This window comes from Vibrio hannami (assembly GCF_029589055.1).
In the GTDB taxonomy this organism is placed as follows: domain Bacteria; phylum Pseudomonadota; class Gammaproteobacteria; order Enterobacterales; family Vibrionaceae; genus Vibrio; species Vibrio hannami.
Genome location: NZ_JARQZP010000003.1, coordinates 974,322 through 998,747 on the forward strand (window position 1 = coordinate 974,322; position 24,426 = coordinate 998,747).

Genomic DNA, 24,426 nt, shown 5'->3' on the forward strand with positions numbered 1-24,426 from the left:
AACAAAAAACAGCTACGCACACTACCCTACCCTCCATATTCATTACCACGCAGAGCGTGGGAACGAGAAGACAAGGGAGCGTGGAGCGAGAATTTTCTTCATTACCACGCTGGAACGTGGGAACGAGAAAAAAGAGAATAAAGAACAATAAAACTCAACAAACCTGATAAACCGAATAACATAGAAATGGAGCTTGTGATGAGCACAGCCAGAATCGAAAGACTAAAATCGGCACTATTTGCAGCCAAAAGAGAAATATCACTAGAACGAGCGCTGCTATACACCGAAAGTCATAAGCAAACTGAAGGCGAACACACGCTAATCCGCCGTGCAAAAGCAACCGCTCATATCCTGGATAACGTTGCAATATCTATCCGTGAAGATGAATTAGTAGCTGGCAACCGTACAGTAATACCTCGTGCGGGTATCGTATCCCCTGAGATGGACCCATACTGGATTGAAAAAGAGCTGGATATCTTTGAATCACGTCCACAAGACAAATTCTACATCTCAGAAGAAGACAAAAAAGTATACCGCGAAGAGCTTCTGACTTACTGGTCGGAACGCTCTATGAAAGACTTCATCAACAGCCAGATCCCTGCGGAAATCAAAGACGCTGTTGGTCAGAAAATCTTTAGTGTTAACCAAACCGACAAAGGTCAGGGACACATCATCATCGACTTCGACCGCTTGTTGGACAATGGCCTTGGCGCACTTATCGATGAGCTGGAAACGCTTACTGTTTCTCAGCCAGAAAACGAATTCTATCAGTCAGTACTGATCCTGCTTCATGCTTCTGTACGTCATATCCGCCGATACGAAGCGCTTGCTAAAGAGATGGCAGCGAACTGCGATGATGAAACCCGCCGTATCGAGCTTGAAATCATCGCATCGGTATCAGAAAAAATCGCAACCGAGAAACCACAAGGCTTTATCGAAGCGTGTCAGCTATTCTGGTACATGAACATCATCCTGCAGTACGAGTCAAACGCTAGTTCACTGTCACTGGGTCGATTCGACCAGTACATGATGCCTTTCTATAACCAGTCTATCGAACAAGGTGAAGATCCTGCATTCCTGAAAGAATATCTTGAAAGCTTATGGATCAAAACAAACGACATCGTTCTGCTTCGCTCTTCAGGCAGTGCTAAGTTTTTCGCAGGCTTCCCGACTGGTTACACCATCTTGCTGGGTGGCCTGACTGAAACAGGCCAGAGCGCTGTAAACAAGCTGTCTACACTTTGCCTGGACGCTTACCAGAGTGTGCAGTTACCTCAGCCAAACCTTGGTGTACGCGTAAACGAATTTATGGACCGCGAGTTCATGATGAAAACGGCAGAGACTATTCGCCTGGGTACTGGTATCCCTCAGATCTTCAATGATGAAGTCGTCGTTCCGGCATTCCTGAACCGTGGAGTTTCACTGGAAGATGCGCGTGACTACTCAGTGGTTGGTTGTGTAGAGCTATCTATTCCGGGCAAAACCTATGGCCTGCATGACATCGCCATGTTCAACCTGCTTAAAGTAATGGAGCTGGTTCTTAAGCGTAACCAGAACAATGCAGAGGTTACCTACGACCAGCTGGTTGAAGAGATACGCGATGACATCCGTCATTACGTAAAACTAATGGCAGAAGGTTCAAACATTTGCGATATCGGCCACCGTGACTGGGCTCCGGTTCCCCTACTCTCTTCGTTTATCAGCGACTGTATCGACAACGGAAAAGACATTACCTATGGTGGTGGCCGTTATAACTTCTCTGGTGTACAGGGCATTGGTATCGCGAACCTTTCAGATTCACTGCACGCTCTGAAACGCTTTGTGTTTGAAGAGAAACGAGCAACATTCGCTGAGTTCATCGAGATGCTGGACAGCAACTTTGAAGCAGAAGACGGCAACAAAGTACGTGCTCGCCTGATGAACAAGTATGAGAAGTACGGCAACGACATCGATGAGGTTGACTCTATCGGATCTGACCTACTTCGTCTGTTCTGTAAAGAAGTTGAAGAATACGACAACCCACGCGGCGGCAAGTTTACCCCAGGCTCCTACACAGTATCGGCCCACGTTCCTTTAGGTGCTGTTGTAGGAGCTACCCCTGACGGTCGCTTGTCTGGCGAGCAGCTGGCAGATGGCGGTTTATCTCCAATGCTGGGTAAAGACCATCAGGGTCCAACAGCGGTACTTAAATCGGTATCGAAGCTGGATAACTACCTACTATCAAACGGAAGTCTGCTAAATGTGAAGTTTACTCCTTCAACCCTGGAAGGCGCTCAAGGCCTTTCTAAGCTGGGAGACTTCCTAAGAGCGTTTATGAAGCTGAAGTTGCAACATATCCAGTTCAACGTACTGAATGCAGATACACTGCGTAAAGCACAGGAAAAACCAGAAGACTACGCTGGTCTGGTAGTACGAGTAGCAGGATACAGTGCCTTCTTCGTTGAGCTATCGAAGGAGATTCAGGACGACATTATCCGAAGAACTGCTCATGAACTGTAATAGCAATCAAATTGATATTGTTCAGCTGGACGAGGCGGGTAACGCCTCTTCCACAGGACATGTCTTTAACATTCAGCGTTATTCGCTAAACGATGGTGAAGGCATCAGAACAGTCGTGTTTTTCAAAGGTTGTCCTTTGAAATGCCCGTGGTGTGCGAACCCGGAATCTCGTTCACACAAGCCACACACCATCAAGCGTGAAGCCAAATGTATCCATTGTGATACCTGCGATATGGATGTGGATGAATGTCCAAGCGGCGCGGTTGAAGTGGTCGGCCATGATATGACCATGGACGAGGTACTGAAAGAGATAGCCAAAGACGAAGTGTTTTATCGCACATCTGGTGGTGGCATTACCCTCTCAGGAGGAGAAGTGTTGTCTCAGGCACCATTTATCATCGAGCTTTTGAAAAAGTTAAAAGCGCTTGGTTACCAGACCGCTGTGGAAACATCTGGTCAGGGCAGTACCACTCAGCTACTCCGTATTGGCGAGCTGTGTGACGAAGTGCTGTTTGACTTCAAAATAATGGATGAAGAGCAGGCAAAAGAAGTTATCGGTATCAATCTGGAGAGAGTTCTCGAAGGGTTTACCAAACTGGTTGAAAACGGTGTAAATGTTATTCCTCGTCTGCCACTGATTCCTGGCTACACACTGGATATGGAAAATGTCTACAAGGTAATGAATTTCATCAAACCATTCGGTTTAAAAGAGGTTCATATTCTGCCTTTCCACCAGTATGGCGCAAGTAAATACGACACGCTGGAGATGGACTACGAATTTAAAGACGTAACCGTTCCAACAAAAGATGAAGTAGCTTCGGTGAAACGGCATATCGAAGCTCAGGGTTATAAGGTTGTCATTGGCGGTTAGTGAACCAGATAGCGATGACAAACAGGAGAACTATGATGAAAAAAGAATTCTGATTACTGGTGCTAATGGCTTTTTCGGCACTCGCTTTATCAACAAATACCAGAACAAGTTCGATATCACTCCTACAGATGTAGAGCAGCTTGATATCACTGACGCAGACCAGGTTAATAAAATGTTTGCGGAGGTAAAACCGGACTATGTTATTCACGCAGCAGCTATTGCCGTAACAGATTTCTGCAACAAACACCCGCAAGTAGCACACAAAGTGAACGTTCAGGGTGCAATCAACGTTGCAAACGCCTGTAAAGAACAAGGCTCTAAGCTGGTATTTATCAGTACTGAGCAGATCTTTAATGGTAATGAAGAGTCTGGTCCATATTCTGAAGAGCACACACCAAATCCAGATACCGTATATGGTCAGAACAAACTGGAAGCGGAACATGAACTTAAGAGCATTCTTGAAGAGATGTGGATTCTACGCTTTACCTGGATGTTCGGTCTACCAGAGCGCAACACCAGCATCAATCCGAACGTGGTATGGAACACCCTTCAGGCGCTGATGAGTGGTGAAAAAATGCAAGAGCGCACCAACGAGTTCCGCGGACTAACCTACATTCACGAGCTTATCGATCAGTTTGAGAACATTTTCGAGATCCCTTACGGAACGTACCACACTGGCGCGCACAACCCAGACAGCCGCTTTGATATTGCAAAGCACATTCTTACTGAGATGGATCAGGAAGTCCGCTGGGGTGAAGTGCTGGAATCAACTGAAGCACCAAAAACTCGAGATGTACGACTAGATACCTCTAAGCTGGCACAACAGGGAATTGTCTTTACCGACAGTAAAGCCGCTATCACAAAATGCCTTAAAGAATTTGGCTTTAAGAAATAATCGATTTATAGAATTTTGGAGAGACAACATGATTTACTTCCTAGATACAGCAGACCTGGAATCCATTAAAAAAGCAGTAGACCTATACCCTCTTGCGGGTGTAACAACTAACCCATCTATCGTGGCAAAAGAGAAGAAGCCGCTGAAAGAGATCATTCTGAGCATTCGTGAGCTAATTGGCCCAGATCGCCTGCTTCATGTTCAGGTAATGGGTAAAACGGCTGAGGTGATGGTTGAAGAAGCAGAAGCTCTGCGCAAGATCGACCCGGAGCTATACATTAAAGTACCTGTGACACCGCAGGGCATCAAAGCAATGAAACTGCTGACAGAGAAAAACATCCCTATCACAGCAACTGCGATTCTTACTCCTCAGCAAGCGCTTATGGCTGCAAAAGCAGGCGCGGAATACCTGGCACCTTACGTTAACCGTCTTGATAACATCTGTGCTGACGGTACTCAGGTAGCGGCAGAAATTGCACACCTTATCGATGTATATGGTCTTGATGCTAAAGTACTGGCGGCTTCATTTAAAAATGTTCAGCAAGTACATGAAATCGCAAAAGCAGGTGTTCAGTCAGCGACGATTGCTGCGGATGTGTTCGACCAACTACTGGTTCACCCACTAACAGATTCAGGCGTTGCTGGCTTCGTATCTGACTGGGAATCTGTATATGGTGAAGGAACCAACGTTCTGGATGTACTTTAACCAACACTTAACGCGCCATAGCGCACAAAGTGACTAATTAGACTGATTTTTTTCTCTTATAAAAGCATTAATAGTCAGAATAGAGATATACTGTTTGGTATATCTCTATTTTATTTTGGTTCAAATGAATATAGTCGCAGTTACAGCATGTATAAGTGGTGTCGCACATACCTATATGGCGGCAGAAGCAATCGAAAAATATTGCAATAAACACGGTATAAAAATCGTGGTTGAAACTCAGGGAGCATTGGGGCTGGAAAACGGTCTGAATTCTGAGCAAATTGAACAGGCTGACGTAGCCATAATCGTTGCCGATATCAATATCGAAGGTATCGAACGCTTTGAGAATACCAGACAGATAAAAGCAAATATCTCCACCTTTTTAAGACACCCTCAAGAGATATTCGACTTATTAGACCGTGTATATAACTCACCACCTAAAACGGTAATAGAGGTATAACCTGCTTGGGGGCAACTTCAATATATGCCCCCCTCTAAACTTCCGCGACTGTTCATCCCTTGAGCAGAATTCCAATACATGATCACGGTCATACCTGATAAATCATAGTCTGCTACGTTTGAATATAAGCTCTAATAATATTTACTATCAAACGGTTGGCTTATGTTCAAAAATTTAAGACTAGGATTGAAAATTGGGCTGGGGTTCGGTGTAGTACTGCTATTGCTCTCTATCGTTCTCGGAATCAGCATCTCAGCACTAAATAAAACCGACAACGGCATCACTCAGTACAGAGATCTTGCAAACGCTACCAATCTATCGGGAGAACTTCAGGCCAACATGCTGATGGTTCAGACAAGCGTAAAAGACTACCTCATCAGCAAAAGCTCCGATGACCTCGAACAATATCAAAACTACCTGACCAAAATGCAGGGTTTTCTGGATAATGCAAGAGCAGAGATAAGTGAACCCAAAAGAGCCGAACGCATCACTAATATGAGCAAGGCAATTGATACATACAAACAAGGGTTCTCCAAAGTCGTAGACATCGTCAACGAAACAAATCGAGTTCACGATGAAGAGCTGGTTCCTTATGGTGAAGAGATGAGTGTAGCCATCGCTGATCTTGTTGAAACGGCATTTGACGATGAAAGCAGTGATGTTGCATATTACTCTGCTTTAGTTCAGGAGAGAATGTTGTTAGGCCGGATATATAGTGTGAAGTTTCTCCAGACAAACTCAGAAAGTGATTTTGTCGTTGCCATCAAGTTTATTGAAACCGCTATTAACCATCAGGTAGATGAACTTAATCAATACATAAATAATGGTGACTACAGAGAATTACTGGAAGAGTTTAACAATGCCCGTTCTGCATATATTGAAAATATTAACTTGATCCATAACCTTATTATTGAACGCAACCAGATTATTGAAGGCACCCTCAATTTCACTGGTGTGGAAGTGGCTTCGACTCTGGAACAGATTAAACTTTCTGTAATGCAGGAACAAAATTTACTCGGCCCTGAGCTGAAAAAGAACACGGATAATAGCATCAACCTAACTCTACTGCTTTCCTTCTCAGCAATTTTACTTGGTATTATCGCTGCTTACACGCTAACAATAAACATCACTCGTCCCCTTCACAGGGCCGTAACCGCCGCAAATCAACTATCCAATGGTGATTTAACCGTACACGTAGAAACCACAAGGAAGGATGAAACGGGTTTACTGCTAAAAGCGATACAAAACACAGCAACAAACCTAAAGGGTATGATCTCTACTATATCAGGAGCAAGCTCGAACCTATCTTCAGCTTATGATGAACTGGCGGTGGTTACAGAGCAAACACAGGAAGGAATTGTCGGTCAGGAAGCGGAAACTGATATGGTCGCAACCGCTATGAATGAAATGTCAGTCACTGTGCATGAGGTAGCTGATAACGCAAGCAAAGCTGCTGAGGCTGCGAACCAGGCAGATACACAAGCAAAGTCCGGCTCTGTGGTTGTTGGCCAAACCATCAACTCGATTAACTCTCTTTCTGATTCCGTACACTTGTCATCAGAGAAGTTATCTGAAGTAGAACAAGAAGTAGCCAATATAAGTTCAATTCTAGATGTGATCCGAGGTATTGCTGACCAAACCAATCTTCTCGCTCTGAATGCAGCAATTGAAGCAGCAAGAGCTGGCGAACAAGGCAGAGGTTTTGCCGTTGTTGCTGATGAAGTTCGCACCCTTGCGTCAAGAACACAGGGATCGACACAAGAGATTCAGGACCTTATTGAACAGCTTCAAACGGGGACTAAAGCTACCGTTCAAGCTATGAGTCGGGGTCGTCAGCAAGCAGACGACTGTGTAAAGCAGGCTGCACAAGCTGGTGATGCTTTAAATGCAATCACCAAAGCAATCGGTATTATCAACGACATGAATATGCAGATAGCCAGCGCATCTGAGCAACAAAGTTCCGTTGCGGAAAGTATCAACATGAATGTGATAAATGTGAAAAGCATTGCTGAACAAAACACCGTTGCATCCAACCAGACCTTAAGCTCTAGCAACGAAATTGATAAACTAGCAACTCAGTTGAAAATGCTTGTCACTCAGTTCAAAGTCTAAAGTTTTGAATAGGCGAAAGGCGAATCGACTGCTACGATTCGCTTTTTGCTAAGAATGAGAGCCAAACAACAATCTGTAAACATTTATATCTATTGTTTATGTGCCTAACCATGTTATAAATTTATGGATTAGATTCTGACACCAGCGCGTTATCCATCTTTCTAAATTTCTTGTACGCGAATTGTCCACTGGTTACTTTGTCACATATATCACAAAGATAATGGTGGAGTTAGTATTAATATAGGACAGCCAGTTTTAATGAAGTTGTTAGCATTGTCCCTGATCCTCGTCGGACTTGTGTGGTTAGCACTCAGCTTAAAACCCACCAGGAAGATTCTTAACAGTACTCAGAAAAGTGGCTGGAAATTCCTCTTATTTCTTATTGGCTGTTTTCTGGTGGCCTATATAGAAGCTTTTATATTTATCTTCTCGTCTGAAGAATTTATCAGTGCATACCTAGGGCTAGGTTTCTTATTAGTAGGAGGAGCCGCTTTTGTGTTTGTCGTGACACATTACTCCTTAAATAGCCTAATGGATCAGGAATACCAGGCCTCGCACGATCGTCTCACTAATCTTAAAAACCGTCATTCTTTCAACAAGTCTATTGCCCTAATGACGCAGAATGAAAAGCCATTCTACATAATGTTGATAGACTTGAATGATTTTAAGCATTTTAACGATGCTTTTGGTTATCCATTCGGAGACGAACTACTAAAGAAAATTGCTCAGTACCTATCAACGTCCCTCCCTACTGACTGCCTGTTGTTTCGTGTCGGAGCCGATGAGTTCGCTGTGCTGGGTAACAAACATCAGGCAAATGACATCACTAACGATGTTAACGCCCTACTTGAACCATTTGAGCAGCCAATCGCGATCGGTAACCAATATTTAAGAGTGGGAGCCAGTATTGGCGTTACCGTATTCCCCAATTTCGGTAACGATATAGACGAACTAATCCAGCAGGCAGAACAGGCACTTGATGCATCGAAAACTGGTAGAAACCAGTGGCGAATGTACTCTGAAGAACTAAACAGAAACGCAGCTGAACACCTGGCAATTGCGAATAAGCTTCAACGTGCTTTAGATAATCATGAGTTTGAACTCTATTATCAACCGTTGATCAATGCCGCCGACCACTCACTACACGGTGCTGAAGTGCTTATACGCTGGCAGCAAAAAAATGGAAGCTTTATTCCACCTGACCTTTTCATTCCTATTGCAGAACAAAGCACACTAATACACGACATTACCTGCTGGGTGATTGACCAGGCTATTAATGATTTGCAAATTCTCGATCAAAATGGATTCTCTGGCAATTTGCACATTAACCTGTCTGTAAAAGACTTGCACAGCCAATCTCTGTTAACCTGCTTAGATGAAACAATCATAAAGCAAACTTCAGCGCCTCACCGGATAACGCTTGAAGTAACCGAAAGCGCTATGATGACAGACATCAAAACCGCAACTCAAAATATGGCGCAACTATCCGAATTAGGATTTGCGTTTAGTCTCGACGATTTTGGTACGGGTTTTTCATCTTTTCCTCTGCTCAGAGATCTTCCTCTCAATCAAATCAAAATCGATCGTTCTTTTGTCAAAGATATGGCAACAAATGAGGCGAATCATTCTATCGTCAAATCCATGCTTTATCTGGCAAAGTCTCTCAACTGCTCAGCGGTTGCAGAAGGAGTCGAAGATAGACACACCGCCGACATGCTAAATACCATGAAATGTGATTATTTACAGGGATACTGCTTTAGTAAACCTCTTCCATTAAGTGAATTTCAGTTGTGGTACGACGCAACTAAACAGGATAAAAGTTAGTTTAGATAAAGGCTCAGGGGCGGTTTTTACTTTCAAATGTACTATCGTGAACGCCTTCTTAAATTTTGTGTGAAACATTCATTTGCTGAGCAAAAAACGCATATTAAGTACTAATTCATGAAATTAATGTCAGATTCATGAATATTTCATAATTCCTGTGACCTCGTCTACGCAATTTCAATATCAGCTCATAAGAATCGCACATTTTTTGTACTACAGACAGCAGAGCTCGGATCCTTCAGCTAGAATAGATGATAGTGTAAATAAGTGGGAGTGAGTTTATGTGCAGAGAGCAGATCAAAGAAGCACTGGACAAGATCATCTATTTGACAGAGTGTGAACCCGTCAAGTTAACCGTTACTAGTATGATACCTGACGATGTGAGAGTAACGTATACAGATGATGAAGAGTTCCAGGTTGAGTACATGTACAGTAATGGAGAACTATTTTTGTTAGACGAGGGATCTCAGTCTCTGATGAAGTAAATATACTCAGTGACCTTCAAAACGCAGCTTCAGCGAGAATTTATTCTAAGAGTTCCGATTCATTCAGTATATTAGGGGGTAAACTGATCCCCCACTTTTCTAATTGGCTCTTACTAAACAAAAACCGCCCTTGCCCGCCGATCATTGGCCTTGCCTGTGTGCGTTTACCGTCCAGCATCTGCAGTGCTATCTCAGCAGCCAGCTTCCCTTCTTCGTAACCAAATATTACATAACCACCTATATTTTTAGTCATTCCCACAGAAAAATCCCAAAAACCAAAAGGTGGCAATGGAGTATGAGTACTGGTCCATTCAATTACATCTTCTGGATCAACATACTGACCATTCGAATCAGTAAGTGTGTGATATAGCCCCACAATAATCGCGTCATATCCATTCTTTTCTGATTCCAGTACAACCTGTTGCCAGCGATGAAAACTACCGATGAACTCCAGATCAATTTGAGTTCCTGCGATTATTATAGAATCATTCCCATAAAAGGAGTCTGCTTTGATAACTTTACTGGTCTCTTTTGAATCAAACAGTATAAGAAGCCGATCAACTGACATAAACTTCTTAAGCATTAGTATTGATCGGAACAATAGCGGTCGCTCAATCACACCCGAGAAGTTAGCCGCATCTGCTACACCATATTTTCTCGGATTTGCGTTGATACCCAGGTAAACCACAGGAGTGGATGTGTTCAGAAATCTGGGTCCCAGGAACTTAAGAGCATTATCATCCGCGAGAATAACCAAATCCGGACGGAGCTGTTGGTATTTTTCCCAGGCCTTATCTGCCTGAGCCTGAAACATGGATTCTGGCAAGCGTTTAGTGTCCATCTGAAAGTAAATCAGTTGGTGTTCACTAGCTAATACCTCTTCAAGCCCTTTCTTATAACTCTTATCCCAAAGATACTCGGCATGATAACTCTCAACCACATACACGACCTCTGAGTGAGCGAAGAAACTTACAAACGCCATTAAGCACGTCAGCAATACACTTCTGTTCATTTGCAGTCCTCCCCCTTGTTTAAGGTTAGTTGCAAAATCTGTTTCCCGCTATTTTCTGACCTTTACAGTTTGTAACAATATCAATTTCTATGAGTGAGCTTTAAATTATATAAATAGAACTTATAAAAATATTAGTACGTTTAAATCGTGCTCTTAATATCTCAGATGTAAAAATATGAATAAATCTATATCAAGTAAAATTAATGCTTCGCTGTACTTCGTACTTTTCTTAGCAGTTCTATCCGCCGTAGCGGTTATATATCAAGGGGAAAGGCAAAAGTCTCTGAATATACTGCTTAATGAAAATGTTCAGCCTGTTTATGATGGCCTGGAGGACGCTTACCGGGATTTATATCAGGTCAAGGTTGCTGCATTCGGCATTGCTCATGCCAATGGTGACCCAGAAGAAATAAAACGCCATAAAAAAGAATTTGAGTTTAATGGTTATAAAGCTGGCCCAAGAATGGAAAAAGTGGCTTTACTTTTTGATCTTGAATTATTGCCAAGCAATAAAGTTTACGAATTAAATCAATTGATTAAATCGACGTCAAAATGGGTATCCTTATACGAGCCTATGTTTAATGATCCATCGATCGCAAACCGATATTATCAGGATAACCGAAATGAACTTGATGCCCAGTTTACCGTTATTCGAAAACAACTTGTCACTATCCGAAACTTAATAGAAGAAAAACAGTTAAATTTGAGGACGGCCGTTTCAGATTCCATCAATATTACCGAACAAATTATCTCGATTACATCTGCCGCAATTGCCATTGGCGTACTCTTTTGCATATTGGTAGCAAAACGTTATGTCATTACACCAATAAAAGAGATAGAACAGACAATGGCAGATATAGCACAGGGAGAAGGCGACCTATCGAAACGTATTGAGATCCGTAACCACGATGAACTGGGGGCATTAGCGAACTCATTTAATAGCTTCGTAAGCAAAATTCATAAAACTGTAGAAGATGTTATTACCTCAGCCAGCACAGTTCGCAATGAAATGGACAACATAAAAAGCCTGACTCGACAGATGTCAACGTTTAGTAACGCCCAGCAGCAAGAATGCGAGTCCGTCTCTACTGCAGTCAACGAGATGGAGATAACCAGCACAACCGTCAGTCATAGAGCAACCGAAGCCGCAAATGTGAGTGAAAGCGCTAATAACGAAGTTATTCAAACCAATCAAACGGTCGGACAAACCGCAAGTTCAGTCAAAGCGTTGTCATCCAGTATTCAAAACGCCAGTGAAGTCATTCATAACCTCGATACTGATGTAGACAGTATTGTTACTGTTCTGGATGTTATCCGCGATATAGCCGATCAAACCAACCTACTTGCTTTAAATGCTGCAATAGAAGCGGCTCGTGCGGGTGAACAAGGGAGAGGTTTTGCCGTTGTGGCTGATGAAGTTCGCTCACTAGCAAGCCGTACCCAGCATAGTACAGGTGAAATCCAATCGATGATTGAGAAACTTCAGTCTGGAGCTAAACAGGCTGTAAATGTAATGATTGAAAGCAAGAACAGTAGCGAAAACGCGATACAGATGACCAACCGCGCAACAGAATCTCTAGAGGTAATTCGTGGTGCAATTGAGCAAATAGACCAGATGAACACTGAAATTGTTACAGCAGCCACTCAGCAACTGCATGTAAGCAACGACGTAAATACCAATGTTAAGCATATTACCGATAATAGTCATCAAATGGTTCAAATGGTAAGTAGCGCAGATCAGGCCTGCTATAGCTTATCTGTACAGTGCCAGAAACTTGATGATCTGGTCGCTGAGTTTAAGGTCTGATCTTGTGCATCTAAAGGAGACGTATTGTGTATCAGTAACTCCGGCGAGGCCGGAGTTACTGCATATTTCAACTTTGAGTTATGGCTGGAAACAAAACCAGATTTAACAATAAAAACAGAGCCATACTAACCACGATAGACAGTAATAGGTTTTTTGTTTTAAACATAACTAACGCCGCCACCAGTGCTGCGATAAGGTAAGGATTATCGATTCCAATCCAGGCTTCACCATCAGGAGCAAATACAATCGGCCCACAAATGGCGGTTAATACCGCTGGACTGGAATAACTTAAAAAGCGTCTCATACCATAAGATAGTTTTACAGGGACACTCGGCTCTAGAAACAGATAACGGCTAAGAAACACAACTAGAGTCATCAGGATAATTGAAATTGCTGTCACGCTTTTTCCTCCAATATCTTGTCCATTTTGCTATTCCTTCTGTTTATCATCGTTTCACACCAATAGCCGGATATCATACCCGCCAACGACGCAAACATAAGCGCACCATCAACCTGTAAAATGTACAGTACCACTGACAAAACTAATGACACTAACACTGTAACGACAACTGGCAGGGATTTAACCAGAGGAAGAACAAGCGCAATAAACATTGCTGCAACAGCAAAATCTAGTCCTAGTTCATTCATTGAAGGGATGTAGCTCCCTGCCACAATGCCAACCAGACTGGCGAGGTTCCATATAACATAAAACCCACCGCCAACACCCGCTGCATACCAACGATTAAACGCTTTGTCCGATTGACTATTACAAATAGCAAACAGTTCATCTGTCAGCCAAAATCCAATCAACAACCTCCATCGAACAGGCAGTTTTTTTACTTTTTCTCGCATAGAAACACTGTATAAAAAATGGCGAGAAGTGATAAAAAAAGTCGTGAGAAGCATGGCTCCTAATCCTACTCCTGCTTTAAACATGCCCGCCGCGACCAGTTGAGCCGATCCCGCAAACAAAATAGCCGACATCGCCTGGGCTTCTAGTGGGGATAGACCTGCATCAATTGCATAGGAACCAGCAAGGATTCCCCAGGGAATAACGGCGATACTCAAAGGCATTACAGCTAACACTCCTTTCATTAGCTGTCGGCCAGGAGAGCTATCTATAGGTTTTGTACTCATTGTTTCCTCACAATGTTTTTTATTTAAGTCTATTGCTAATAATGAGTGTGTGATTGTACTTTCTTGCTCGGCTTTACCTAGAGCATCTTTACGTACTGACCAGGAGTATATCCATTGGCCTTTTTAAAATGACGATGAAAATGGCTTTGGTCATGAAAACCACACTCCTGAGCAGTATCAGATATAGTGTGTCCTTGCTTGAGTAACTTTCTTGCCAATCTTAATCGAGCCTGAATCTGATAAGCATGAGGTGGAAGACCAAATTCCTTCTGGAATGAACGAACCAGATGAAAAGGGCTAATCGCCGCCAGATTAGCCAGATCTCCTAGTGATACATCGGCCTGAGGGAAATCATCTAAAAACTCTTTAACCAGCCTTAGCTGCCTTTGAGCCTTATGCTCATCAATCGCCTGTATTCGGGACTTTCCATGCTTTGCAATCAACTTAACCAGAGCACCATAGATAAGCGTCTCTCTAAGCAGGCGGTTGTCAGAATTTTCTATGGAACTGAAGACCAATCTTAGCTGGTTGGCAAGCTCAGGGTCTGAGACCACCGCACTTGGGAAATATGGCGCTCCATATCCACCTAAGCTCAACTCATTGGTCAGCTTTTCAAGTTGTTCAGGCACCGGATACATAGCCCGATACGCCCAACCACCCTCTGTAGCTGAATGGCCACTATGGACTTCATCAGCGTTGACCAGAATAATAGTGTCCTGAGGGGCAATGTGGTGTCCTCCAGTTCGATAGAACCGCTGAGCACCATTTTCGATGACACCTATTGTGTAGCCTTCATGGCTATGACGGGAAAAGTTCTGGGTTTCATATTCAGCATCAAGGATTTCCAACCCACCCAGTTCCTGAGTGATTTTGTAATCTGCTTTTTCCTTGCGTTTTTTCTTGTCTGCCATGTACGCTCTGTAGATACCGAATAGTGTTTCATCAAGTCTAGCCTACACCCAATCCAATTTTTTGTACAAAATTGCGCATTCAACAAAAAGGGAGCTCTATCTGAGCTCCCTTTAGGTTTGTTGTTAACGCTAACTAAGCTGGCCATGTATTGAAAGGCTGCTTCTCAAACTGCATCTCTCCGTTTTCATCTTTATAAAGATTAAGCCATGCCTGCCAATTTTCGTAATCGATTTCTGGATAGTCCAGGCGATAGTGACTGCAACGGCTTTCGGTACGAATCATAGAAGCCTTTAACTTCATCTCAGCAGAAACGATCATGTTTTTAGTTTCATGCGCCAATCTTAATCCGTGACGATCTTCTGCCAGCAGCATAGGAACATGGTGTTCTTTTAATTCTTCAACATAAGCGAGTGCGCCCTGCATCATGCGCTCTTTCTTTATATAAAGAACAAAGTTTGGAATCATAACACCCTGTAGAACCTGAGTTACCCAAGCCGGACTATAGCCTAGTTCTCTTTTTAACGGAGCCAATATTTCCTGTCGGATCTGCGCCTGTTTAGCATCACTTACCTGAATCTGGCTTACAGATTTACTCGCCTTCGCGGCCGCTTCTCCTGCAAATGTGCCTTGCACTGCTGAACCAGCAAGCGAACCTCCAATTTGAGTGTATATCCCTCCTGACATATAAGAACCCAGAGCATCCCCAGCAGCATAGAGACCAGGAATCGTACTCAAGCCGGTCTCATCAACAGGAACCAGACCTTCAGCCTTATGAATCGCCATGCCAGCGGTAGACCCACCAACCCTATCACTACTCATTCCCGGCGGTCCTGAATGCTTTGGCTTACTAAACATAGAAAGTAAACCTGTTTCCTCAGGTGGTCTTGGAGGTGGTCCGGATTGTCTAAACGCCTCGGGTACATACGGTCCCTGAGAATATCGGTCATCACTTTCTTTCGGTGGTTGTCCTCCAGGTTTTCCTGCACCGGGAGGCGGTCCCATTGGCTTGGCACCGCCGTTTACATACGCTTCGTAGTTCAGGTCAACGCCTAAGTGATGATTCACCTGAACGCCTGTTATTCCGGGTTTCTCTTCAATCTGGCCATGCCAGTTGTCATAACATGATCCAGAGTTTTCAGCAGAAGCCGGATGTCCATCATTCCACTCTTTACCAGTGACTTTAGCCCCAATGTCATACGCCATTATCGTGCCGTCATGAGTCACATCACACATTGGAAAACCATTCGGTTTAAAGCCACCTGAACCGGTACACAGAACGACTGTTTTAGCGTTGTAAAAAATAACCTTATTCTCATCCATACTAAAACCGGCGGCACCGACTACACGCCCCTGCTCTTTCATTAGATGAGTAATCATAATGCGCTCCTGAAGAGGTATATTTCGCTCTTTCATTGGACGCATAAAGGATTTGTTACATAGTGGAGAATCAAAAAAGCCCCATGACCTAAGCTCGTCAACTCTATCTGCGGAATGTTCGGCTAGTTGTCGGGTAAACACCGGGTTATTGGTCCCTATTGCGGATTCAGACACCTTTGCAACAAACTCATCGATGCTAACCTCGGAGTTTTCTTTATCAAAACTAAAGATACCTTTGGCAAATGGCGTTAATCCGGAACTACCTAGACGACCTTTCGATACCATTAATACTTTCGCACCGGCATCATACGCTTTAACGGCTGCGAAAAGCCCAGCCATACCACCACCGATAACCAGAACATCAGTTTCATGCGACTCTTGTGTAAAACTACCGGCATCAATTTTAGGTTGGTTTTCAATTGGGGAGTCTGCAAATGCCATGGAAGCAAACGCAGAAGCACCTATCACGCCACCTGCAACACCAATAAATTGGCGTCTGGACATATCCATTTTATTACTCATCTTAGTTACCTCCAGGAAACCATTACAGGCAATGTTTTTTCAGGGGTGATAGTGATCGCCCCAACCGGGCAGTAAAGTCTGCATAAATGGCAAATCTGGCAATCCTCTGGATAAGCGATCACCGCTTTCTTCTTTTTGTCATCAAACTGAATCACATCCGTTGGACAACTTTCAACACAGGTTTTACAACCTATACAACCGGAAATCTGACTAATTGGCATATCTGTTACCTCTAAACCTGTACTTAAAAAGAAAGCTGCTCGTAGTGAATGTTTGATGCAGGAACTTTAAGTGCTTTTAGGCTCTTTTTAACGCCTGATATCATGGCTTCTGGTCCACACAGGTAAACCGTCCAGTTATTAGCGTTTGCATCATATAAAACATTGCCAATACAAGATTGATCAATCACCCCATGATAGACATCGCTGCTTTCAGTGCTTTCAACACACGCTAGTTTCTGTTTGAAATTAGGCATCGAATTTTCAAGCAGTCTAATCTGATCTTGCAAAACCATCTGGTCATATCTGCCGTTACCGTAGATAAGTCGAACCGGGCGCTGTTCATTCCGAGAGGCAAGTTCTCGCAGTAAGCTCAACATAGGACCAATCCCGGCGCCACCAGCGATAAGAACAATAGCGTCAGATTTATCACTCTCACTCAAACTCAGGCTTCCATATGGGCCATCGACAAACACATCCTGGCCTACTTTCAAAGAATCTAGCGAAGAAGTGTAATCACCTAGCTCTCTTATGATCATCGACATTTGAGGAAGCTCTTTCTTACACGATGCGATGGAAAACGGGTGCTCATTCATGTTGAATGCAGATGCGGACGTGTTCATCCAAACAAACTGCCCCGCATCAAACTCAAAGCTGGCGCCGCTGGTATTCTCTAGAGTGATCTGCCAGTCGCTACTACTTACTTTTTCAACATTAACTAAGGTGAATGGCTTGGCGTTTATGCTTAGCTTTTTAATAAAGTAGTTATAGATAACTAAAGCTATTGAAACACTACACAGTGCCCACCACATGGTATTAAACTGCGCTTCAAACTGCCCGTGACTGCCTACGCTGGTGATATGCAGTGTCGCCAGAACTGCGATAACAACAAAACCGATAACATGAGTCAGGCGCCACATTTCATAACTCATTTTCAGTTTATTTTTGAATACCGCCATCAATACCCAGACAACCATCGTTACCCAGGCTATGAGTCCCATCAGCATTTGTGGCGAAGTCACTACCTCGACCACGCTGGTGATGCCATCAGTAAATGCTTGTTGAAAACGGGGAGCTAAAATAAGCAGAGAGTGAAGCAGGAAAAACACACCGATCCACTGACCCACAGATTTGTGCTTTGCCATGCTCCAGTCAATATTGGCAAACATAGCGAGCTTTCGAACGCGACTGCCTAAAGGAAACTGAACAAAAAATGCCATCATGGCGATGACATTAAGCATCCCCAGAATACTGACATACAGACATACAGACATACAGACATACAGACCTTTGTAGTCCATATCGAGAGAAAATGTTGCAAGAAATGGAATAACCAACAATGCCATATAGCTGGCAAGCAACTTACTATTTAAAGAACTCACTTTAGTGTTCATAAGCATATCCAGTATGTTGTATTTATCTGGATATAAATTACTTAAAAACCTTGGAGAAATTGTGGAGAAAGAGAGGACTCTAATAAAATACCCGCACACTTACTGGTGAAGTGTGCGGGCATCTATTATTGGTTATGATGATTAATCTAGCTTACTGCTGTCCAGATAAGCTTTGGTTGAAATATCGGTCCATGCACGAACCTTCTTCAGATATTCTTCCTGAGATTCAACAATACGCTTAGCCAGATCATCTTTAGACGCTTGCTCTTCTAACAGCTCTTTATTTGCTGCGCGCATCGCGTCCATAACCTCTTCAGGGAAGTCGCGAACTTTAATATCTGGGTTATCTGCCAGCATCTTATCCCACGCTACTGCGTTAGCATCAATCGCCTGCACGTACATATCGAAAGCCGCTACACGAAATGCAGTTTCCAGAATCACCTGAAGATCTTTTGGCAGTGATTCCCACTTGCGCTTGTTTACAAGGAACTGAGTCTCAGAGCCCGGCTCATGCCATGCTGTGTAGTAGTAAGGCGCGATTTTTTGGAAACCCATACGTAAGTCAAACGCAGGCCCAACCCACTCAAGAGCATCGATAGTACCGCGCTCTAGCGACATAAATAACTCACCTGGTGCGATATTGGTTGGCTTAGCACCTACGCGTGCGAACACTTCACCAGCAAAGCCAGGGATACGCATCTTGAGGCCTTTAAGATCTTCTACAGAGTTGATCTCTTTCTTAAACCAGCCCCCCATCTGAATATCAGAGTTACCACCAGGGAAAGAAAGTAGGTTATGAGGTGAATAGACTTCTTGCATCAACTCCATACCGCCCCCACGATAGAACCAGGCGTATTGTTCTGTGGTCATCATCCCGAAAGGCATAGAAGAGAAGAATAAAGTGTTAGGAACCTTGCCTTTCCAGTAGTAAGAGCTTGAATGACCCAGATCGTACTGACCTGACTTCACCATATCGAATACACCAAATGGTGCTTTATGTTTGTTCGCTGAATCGATTCGAATCTGAAGGCGTCCGTTAGACATTTCGTTTGCTAACTTAGCCATGTTTTTACTTGCATCACCAAGAATAGGGGTGTTTGGCCCCCATGTTTCAGCAAGCTTTAATCGATAAACTTTTTCAGCGGAATGGGCAGAAAGTGAGAATGCTGCGATTGCTGCCAAACTTACTGTTTTTATCAGTAGCATGGCTTTATTTTTTGTACTCATTTATACCTCGTTTTATGTCAGGCAAAAAATATTCCTATCAATTTGTAAACATAGATTTACGAGTTATATTCAATACGTCAAGCAGTATCTACGCAACCAGTAACTTGTACAAAATAGGATTAGCTACCTAGCGTAATTACTTAAAGACAATATGGTATCAATTAGCTCATTATTAGGATCTATTACTTACCTAAGTGTCGGTTGCAGGTTAAAATTTTTATTACGACTTCGGTTATATTTTTAGCTTCTTACGAACTACCTGAGTACAAATATGAAAAAAGAACACGAGATCGAAAGCGTTCAACTATCCCAACACTACTACCGGGACAATTTTCGTAAGCTAACCAGTCACGCCTTATTGTGGTATCGAGATCTACTAAATGAAAAAGAACTCGATTGGATAGTGTGTTTTGAGAACCTCACATCAAGCGCCCAATGCCTATTGGTACGTTTAATCTCCAGAAAGGGGCCTTATTTCCGTAGCGATAAGCTCACATACCCAGAAATTGAAGACTTACAAACTGCTGCTAAGCTGCTTAGCGAGCAAGGCTTTCTTGAGATAAACCCGACTCTTGAATTCTCGATTATCGCTGAACAATTGCTTACTAAGCCTGAGCTCCTGGCTCTGTTCCCAGAACAAAACCGCTCAGCCAGAAAATCGCAAATTATTGATGACATTTTGAAAGAAATTCAGGAGCCTGCACCGCAGTTACCTTTTGATATTTATCTCGTCAGAGAACATCATATTATCGATGTTTTATCGTTACTCTTTTTTGCCAATACCCGACAAGACATCACACAATTTGTTGTCAGTGACCTCGGTATACAGCGATTTGAATCTTATTCACTAGACAAGAAACTCCGTTTTTTTCAGTCTCGCGAGCAAATCGACGCTCTGTTAACGATAAGTTTACTTACCGAACAATTTCACACTGAAGAAATGCGAGATGAAGTCTTTCTCGATAACTTGCTTACTCTGTTGCCTTCTAACCCGAAACACCCTTATGTGACTAAAAAAACAGATAGGCTGATTAACCTTATCGCCCGAGAATACGAACGTATTGGGGCACATGAAAAGGCACTAAACTGGTTCATGAAAAATGCTGTGCCACCGTCTAAAGAGCGTCGGGTAAGGATTCTAGATAACATGGAAAGAGATGCCGAAGCGAAGTCTCTAGTGTCTGAGATGCTCACCGCTCCATATGATATCTCTGAGTTTGAAGTCGCAAGTAGGCTTGACTCCAGGTTAAGAAGAAAATCGGGGGAACGAATATCCCGCGCTAAACCCTCTGCTTTTAACGAGCAGAATTTAACACTAGATTTATCCTCACTTCGGGTAGAGTTGGCCGTTCAAGCGCGTTATAAAGCACAAGGCTGGCAAGCTTTTTATACCGAAAATGCCTTGCTCAATGCTCTGTTTGGTTTAGCGTTTTGGGATATTATTTTCACGCCGATTGAAGGAGCATTTATTAACCCGTACCAACATCAGCCTCTCGATCTTTATCAACCCGAGTTTGAAACCAGAAGAAGGTCGCTTATTTCAAATCGGCTTATCGAACTGAACGATGATCATAAGAAACTGATTCGAATGCATTTCGAACAAAAACAAGGGATAGCAAATACACTCGTCAATTGGTCAGTAATGACAAAAGAACTACTGAGGCTTTGCTTAAGATCGTTTTCCGCAGAACAGCTCATCTCATTGTTTGAAATCCAGTTAAGTGATTTAAAACACTATAGAAGCGGAATGCCTGATCTTATCGCTTTCAAAGATGACCAGTTTTTATGGATCGAGGTAAAAGGGCCAGGAGATAAGCTACAAGACAGCCAGAAGCGCTGGATACAGCACTTCGACCAGCTAGAAATTCCTTACGTGGTTTGCTACGTGCAAGCTATATAGTGACCGTGGAATATCGTAATCGGGGAGCTATAAATCAGCAGCGATACAATACCTTTACCACATGCCACCCGAACTTAGTTTTAACTATAAACGGCGTCAATACTTCGTTCTTAAAGACAGCTTTATCGAATTGAGGAACCATAGCTCCCTGCCTGAACTCTCCCAAATCTCCACCTTTTTTACCTGATGGGCAGGTTGAGTACTTTTTAGCTAACGTCTGGAACTTCGCACCCTTTTTGAGTTGCTGAAGGATGTCTTTCGCCTTAGATTCATGCTTCACCAGAATATGCAAAGCCGCTGCTGTTTTTGCCATTAGATTAACCTAACGTAGATTGAAACTTGTCGCGGATTGTAGCTTATCGTTATGAATTCTTCGAGATATAAGTAATAATAGGAAAGTTTGATCTTGATAAATACTTAATATGAATATTAAAGCTATATATTAAAGATATCCCTTTTTTGAATGACGTATCAGGACAGCCAATGAAAAGCAAAGCAAACCAGTCTCAGGGAATGTTACTCTTTAAGCTATCACTGCAACAGCAAAGCTTTGCCATAGGTACATTAAAGGTTCGCGAGATTGTGCCTTATATGCCTACCACTCAAATCCCTTATTCTCATCACCATGTTATCGGGACAGTTACCATCAGGGATCTCACAGTACCAGTAATTGATATGGCAGCGGCGATTGGATTCAGGCCGATAGCACAGGAGGAGTACGAAAAGTGCTACCTCATAGTAACTGACTGCCTAAGAACCGTTGTGGCGTTCATGGTTCGATCAATCGATAAAATCATAGATTGTGACTGGCACAATATTGAACCATCACCTGAAACAGCCGGTTCAAACGTATTTGTAACTGGTATTACGCGTCATGAAGATAAAATCGTCCAGATGCTCGATGTAGAGCTTCTGCTTTCTAAGATCTACCCTCAGGACGCGTCTGCAAAAATACCAATTCTCACCGATGTTGAAAGAGAGAAACTGAAACCTTTAAACATATTACTGGTGGATGACTCCAGCATCGCACGAAAGCAGCTTTCTGACGCACTAGATAGTATTAACATCTCCTATTCTGTATGTAAAAACGGAATGGATGCCCTAGAGTTGATGAGGAACTTTGCAGACGAAGGCAAACCTGTAAACATTCTGGTGAGTGATATCGAAATGCCCGGACTTGATGGTTATGAGTTAGCTTTCGAAGTTCAAAACGATGCACGACTTAGCCATGCTTATCGTATCCTACACACATCTTTATCCAGTGAAATGAGTGCAGACCGAGCCCATCAGGTTGGTGCTCATGAAGCCCTAACTAAGTTCGATGCTACTGAACTAGTTCAAGCCATGTTAAGAGGTGCAGACATGGTTGAGGCAATCAATAGTTAATTTATAATGAGCTTATAAATAAATTATAAGCTCATTTTTAATTCCTAGAAATTATAACTTGCCTGCAACTGATGAGCCAATAAGTTTGTTCAGTGAGAATTTAACTTCAATGACTTAGCAAATGTCAGCGTGATCCGGTCGTTAATTTTACATAATTCGCTATTGATATAACAATTAATAGTGGTCAATTATTCACCAACTGTGTTATAAAAGATGCACGGTATCAAAAACTATTTCCACACTTCAAATAGGTGAATTATGACTCTAGGTATGTTCAAGCCACATCGAATAGTAACCTTGTTAGCGCTTATTGGCTGCGCTTCCAGCAATACCTTCGCGTCTCAATCTCACCTATCCACTGTTGAAAACTCAAGTTATCCAACAATGGCTGTTCCGCTTCAATCCACCTTAAATCAGGAAATAGAGATCGCCAAACTCAACACACTCTTGCAGCAAAATAACATCGCTCAAGAAACAAAGGCCCAGGCATTCTATAAACGAGGCAGGTATTATGAGAGTGTTGGCTTAAAAGATTTAGCCCGGATAGATTACGGTAAGTCCTTGCAGATTAACCCTGCACAACCAATGATCTACAACCATCTTGGAGTATATTTTACACAAGTAGGCGAATTTGACTCAGCTTACGAAGCGTTTGACTCAACAATAGATCTTATGCCGTCAAATCAAGATGCTATCTATAACAGAGCAATCGCACTTTATTACGGTGGCCGATATCAACTTGCACTGGATGACATTCGTTTGTACAGCGAAAACAATCCCAAAGATCCCTATAGTGCAATCTGGTACTACATTATTGAAAGTAAAATAGATAAGGATAAAGCAACTCAGCGCCTGACCAGGTGCCATGAAACAAGCGACCCAAGTTGGGGTTGGACTATGGCTAGCGTATTACTAGGAGAGCTGTCCGAGAAACAAGCATTAGAACTTGCTATTAACAATACTAATAGTAATGTCACAATGGCGCAGCGTCTTACTGAAGCATACTTTTATCTTGGTAAAATGAAAAGGTCACAAGGAAAGTATGCTGAAGCTTTATCGATGTACAAGCTAGCAATCTCATTTAACGTATTCGACTACGGTGAACATGGGTACTCTTTTTGGAACTGCAAAACATTTATAATGCATTCCAAGAGGCTAAAATAACTGGTCAAGTAGATAAGTTTGTTAAGAGATAAATATGTTAAGAAGGCCTTAAAATAACTAAGGCCTTTTCTTGTATTAATGCATAGGGTTTCCTATACATTAATTGTCATCTCTGTCTTTACTGCGATATGTGTAATCGACATCGACTACTGCGCGATACATAATATTGTCTCGCGAGGTAGATATTTCTTCCACCTTAACCTGCGCACTATCGACTGTAATACCCAGTACGATATCATTACCAAAACCACTCAGCTTTTGTCTTAGCTCCTGTGAGCTAGCAGTATTCAGTGATTCATAAATATCAAACCCTGCATTTAAAGCTTCTTGCTTTGTACCAAAGTTATCTGTTACAAATGTTTGACCTTGATGGTTTGTGTCAATTGGTCTAGCTGTCACAGAAGCACTGATTAAAAGACCAGCGGCAATAGCAATTAAAGTTTTCATAATACCTTCCTTTTTATAAACTTACTTGAAACTTGTACTGCCCAAAATCCAAATTTCTCGTAACTTACCTT

At 42.7% G+C, this 24,426-nt stretch carries 21 protein-coding genes and 1 pseudogene; 12 read left to right on the forward strand and 10 right to left on the reverse strand.

All coding sequences use genetic code 11. The features are described from left to right. Positions 1-198 precede the first annotated feature (198 nt). The 8 genes from P7F88_RS06135 to P7F88_RS06170 all read left to right on the forward strand — a co-directional run bounded on the left by P7F88_RS06135 (position 199) and on the right by P7F88_RS06170 (position 9,852). Positions 199-2,499 carry a formate C-acetyltransferase gene (locus P7F88_RS06135; RefSeq protein WP_277822853.1) on the forward strand — a complete coding sequence of 767 codons (2,301 nt, stop codon included), beginning with the start codon at positions 199-201 and terminating at the stop codon, positions 2,497-2,499. Then, the gene (locus P7F88_RS06140; RefSeq protein ID WP_277822855.1) at positions 2,489-3,370 is read left to right on the forward strand and encodes a [formate-C-acetyltransferase]-activating enzyme; all 882 of its coding nucleotides are present in this window, start codon (positions 2,489-2,491) and stop codon (positions 3,368-3,370) included. Before P7F88_RS06135 ends, P7F88_RS06140 begins: the two co-directional genes overlap by 11 nt. Continuing rightward, on the forward strand, positions 3,354-4,265 hold the full coding sequence (locus P7F88_RS06145; RefSeq protein ID WP_277822857.1) for an SDR family oxidoreductase: 912 nt from the start codon (positions 3,354-3,356) through the stop codon (positions 4,263-4,265). Before P7F88_RS06140 ends, P7F88_RS06145 begins: the two co-directional genes overlap by 17 nt. Before the next feature lie 28 nt (positions 4,266-4,293). Then, positions 4,294-4,971 carry a fructose-6-phosphate aldolase gene (locus tag P7F88_RS06150; protein ID WP_277822859.1) on the forward strand — a complete coding sequence of 226 codons (678 nt, stop codon included), beginning with the start codon at positions 4,294-4,296 and terminating at the stop codon, positions 4,969-4,971. A 124-nt stretch (positions 4,972-5,095) separates the two neighbouring features. After that, entirely contained in the window at positions 5,096-5,431 is a 336-nt protein-coding gene (locus tag P7F88_RS06155) for a fructose PTS transporter subunit IIB (RefSeq protein ID WP_277822861.1), read from the forward strand. 162 nt (positions 5,432-5,593) lie between these two features. After that, positions 5,594-7,543 carry a methyl-accepting chemotaxis protein gene (locus P7F88_RS06160; protein WP_277822863.1) on the forward strand — a complete coding sequence of 650 codons (1,950 nt, stop codon included), beginning with the start codon at positions 5,594-5,596 and terminating at the stop codon, positions 7,541-7,543. Between the two features lie 258 nt (positions 7,544-7,801). Then, a complete protein-coding gene (locus tag P7F88_RS06165) occupies positions 7,802-9,367 on the forward strand; it encodes a putative bifunctional diguanylate cyclase/phosphodiesterase (protein WP_277822865.1) in 1,566 nt (521 codons plus the stop codon). Between the two features lie 281 nt (positions 9,368-9,648). Further along, positions 9,649-9,852, forward strand: a complete 204-nt coding sequence (locus tag P7F88_RS06170) for a hypothetical protein (RefSeq protein WP_277822867.1) — start codon at positions 9,649-9,651, stop codon at positions 9,850-9,852. A gap of 40 nt (positions 9,853-9,892) precedes the next feature. On the opposite strand, the gene P7F88_RS06175 is transcribed toward P7F88_RS06170, so the two are convergent. After that, positions 9,893-10,864: an ABC transporter substrate-binding protein gene (locus tag P7F88_RS06175; RefSeq protein WP_277822869.1), complete on the reverse strand. Its 972-nt coding sequence runs from the start codon at positions 10,862-10,864 to the stop codon at positions 9,893-9,895. 175 nt (positions 10,865-11,039) lie between these two features. Between P7F88_RS06175 and P7F88_RS06180 the strand changes: the two genes are divergently transcribed. Continuing rightward, positions 11,040-12,671, forward strand: a complete 1,632-nt coding sequence (locus P7F88_RS06180) for a methyl-accepting chemotaxis protein (RefSeq protein WP_277822871.1) — start codon at positions 11,040-11,042, stop codon at positions 12,669-12,671. Positions 12,672-12,738: 67 nt separating this feature from the next. Here the strand turns inward: P7F88_RS06180 and P7F88_RS06185 are convergent, their stop codons facing one another. From P7F88_RS06185 to P7F88_RS06215, 7 genes are all read right to left on the reverse strand, one after another. Beyond that, the gene (locus tag P7F88_RS06185) at positions 12,739-13,071 is read right to left on the reverse strand and encodes an AzlD domain-containing protein (RefSeq protein ID WP_277822873.1); all 333 of its coding nucleotides are present in this window, start codon (positions 13,069-13,071) and stop codon (positions 12,739-12,741) included. Then, positions 13,068-13,808 (reverse strand): AzlC family ABC transporter permease, encoded by a 741-nt coding sequence (locus P7F88_RS06190; protein ID WP_277822875.1) that lies wholly within the window; start codon positions 13,806-13,808, stop codon positions 13,068-13,070. The genes P7F88_RS06185 and P7F88_RS06190 overlap by 4 nt, the downstream gene beginning before the upstream one ends. A gap of 77 nt (positions 13,809-13,885) precedes the next feature. After that, positions 13,886-14,719 carry an AraC family transcriptional regulator gene (locus P7F88_RS06195; RefSeq protein WP_277822877.1) on the reverse strand — a complete coding sequence of 278 codons (834 nt, stop codon included), beginning with the start codon at positions 14,717-14,719 and terminating at the stop codon, positions 13,886-13,888. A gap of 133 nt (positions 14,720-14,852) precedes the next feature. Further along, on the reverse strand, positions 14,853-16,619 hold the full coding sequence (locus tag P7F88_RS06200) for an FAD-dependent oxidoreductase (protein ID WP_277822879.1): 1,767 nt from the start codon (positions 16,617-16,619) through the stop codon (positions 14,853-14,855). A 5-nt stretch (positions 16,620-16,624) separates the two neighbouring features. Beyond that, positions 16,625-16,840: a 4Fe-4S dicluster domain-containing protein gene (locus P7F88_RS06205; RefSeq protein ID WP_277822881.1), complete on the reverse strand. Its 216-nt coding sequence runs from the start codon at positions 16,838-16,840 to the stop codon at positions 16,625-16,627. Between the two features lie 23 nt (positions 16,841-16,863). Then, complete coding sequence (locus P7F88_RS06210) at positions 16,864-18,231, reverse strand: ferredoxin reductase family protein (protein WP_277822883.1); 1,368 nt, start codon at positions 18,229-18,231, stop codon at positions 16,864-16,866. Between the two features lie 141 nt (positions 18,232-18,372). Further along, a complete protein-coding gene (locus P7F88_RS06215; protein WP_277824564.1) occupies positions 18,373-19,437 on the reverse strand; it encodes a TRAP transporter substrate-binding protein in 1,065 nt (354 codons plus the stop codon). A gap of 292 nt (positions 19,438-19,729) precedes the next feature. Between P7F88_RS06215 and P7F88_RS06220 the strand changes: the two genes are divergently transcribed. Further along, the gene (locus P7F88_RS06220; RefSeq protein WP_277822886.1) at positions 19,730-21,358 is read left to right on the forward strand and encodes a VRR-NUC domain-containing protein; all 1,629 of its coding nucleotides are present in this window, start codon (positions 19,730-19,732) and stop codon (positions 21,356-21,358) included. Between the two features lie 34 nt (positions 21,359-21,392). Here P7F88_RS06220 and ppiC read toward each other — a convergent pair whose 3' ends face one another. After that, entirely contained in the window at positions 21,393-21,671 is a 279-nt protein-coding gene (ppiC, locus tag P7F88_RS06225) for a peptidylprolyl isomerase PpiC (protein ID WP_277822887.1), read from the reverse strand. Between the two features lie 170 nt (positions 21,672-21,841). On the opposite strand from ppiC, the gene P7F88_RS06230 reads away from it, so the two are divergent. Together P7F88_RS06230 and nlpI are read left to right on the forward strand one after the other, a co-directional pair. Further along, positions 21,842-22,744: a chemotaxis protein gene (locus P7F88_RS06230; protein WP_277822889.1), complete on the forward strand. Its 903-nt coding sequence runs from the start codon at positions 21,842-21,844 to the stop codon at positions 22,742-22,744. 270 nt (positions 22,745-23,014) lie between these two features. Then, positions 23,015-23,940, forward strand: a pseudogene (gene nlpI, locus P7F88_RS06235) (lipoprotein NlpI). A 67-nt stretch (positions 23,941-24,007) separates the two neighbouring features. Here the strand turns inward: nlpI and P7F88_RS06240 are convergent. Next, positions 24,008-24,355: a DUF3316 domain-containing protein gene (locus P7F88_RS06240; protein ID WP_277822892.1), complete on the reverse strand. Its 348-nt coding sequence runs from the start codon at positions 24,353-24,355 to the stop codon at positions 24,008-24,010. Positions 24,356-24,426 lie beyond the last annotated feature (71 nt).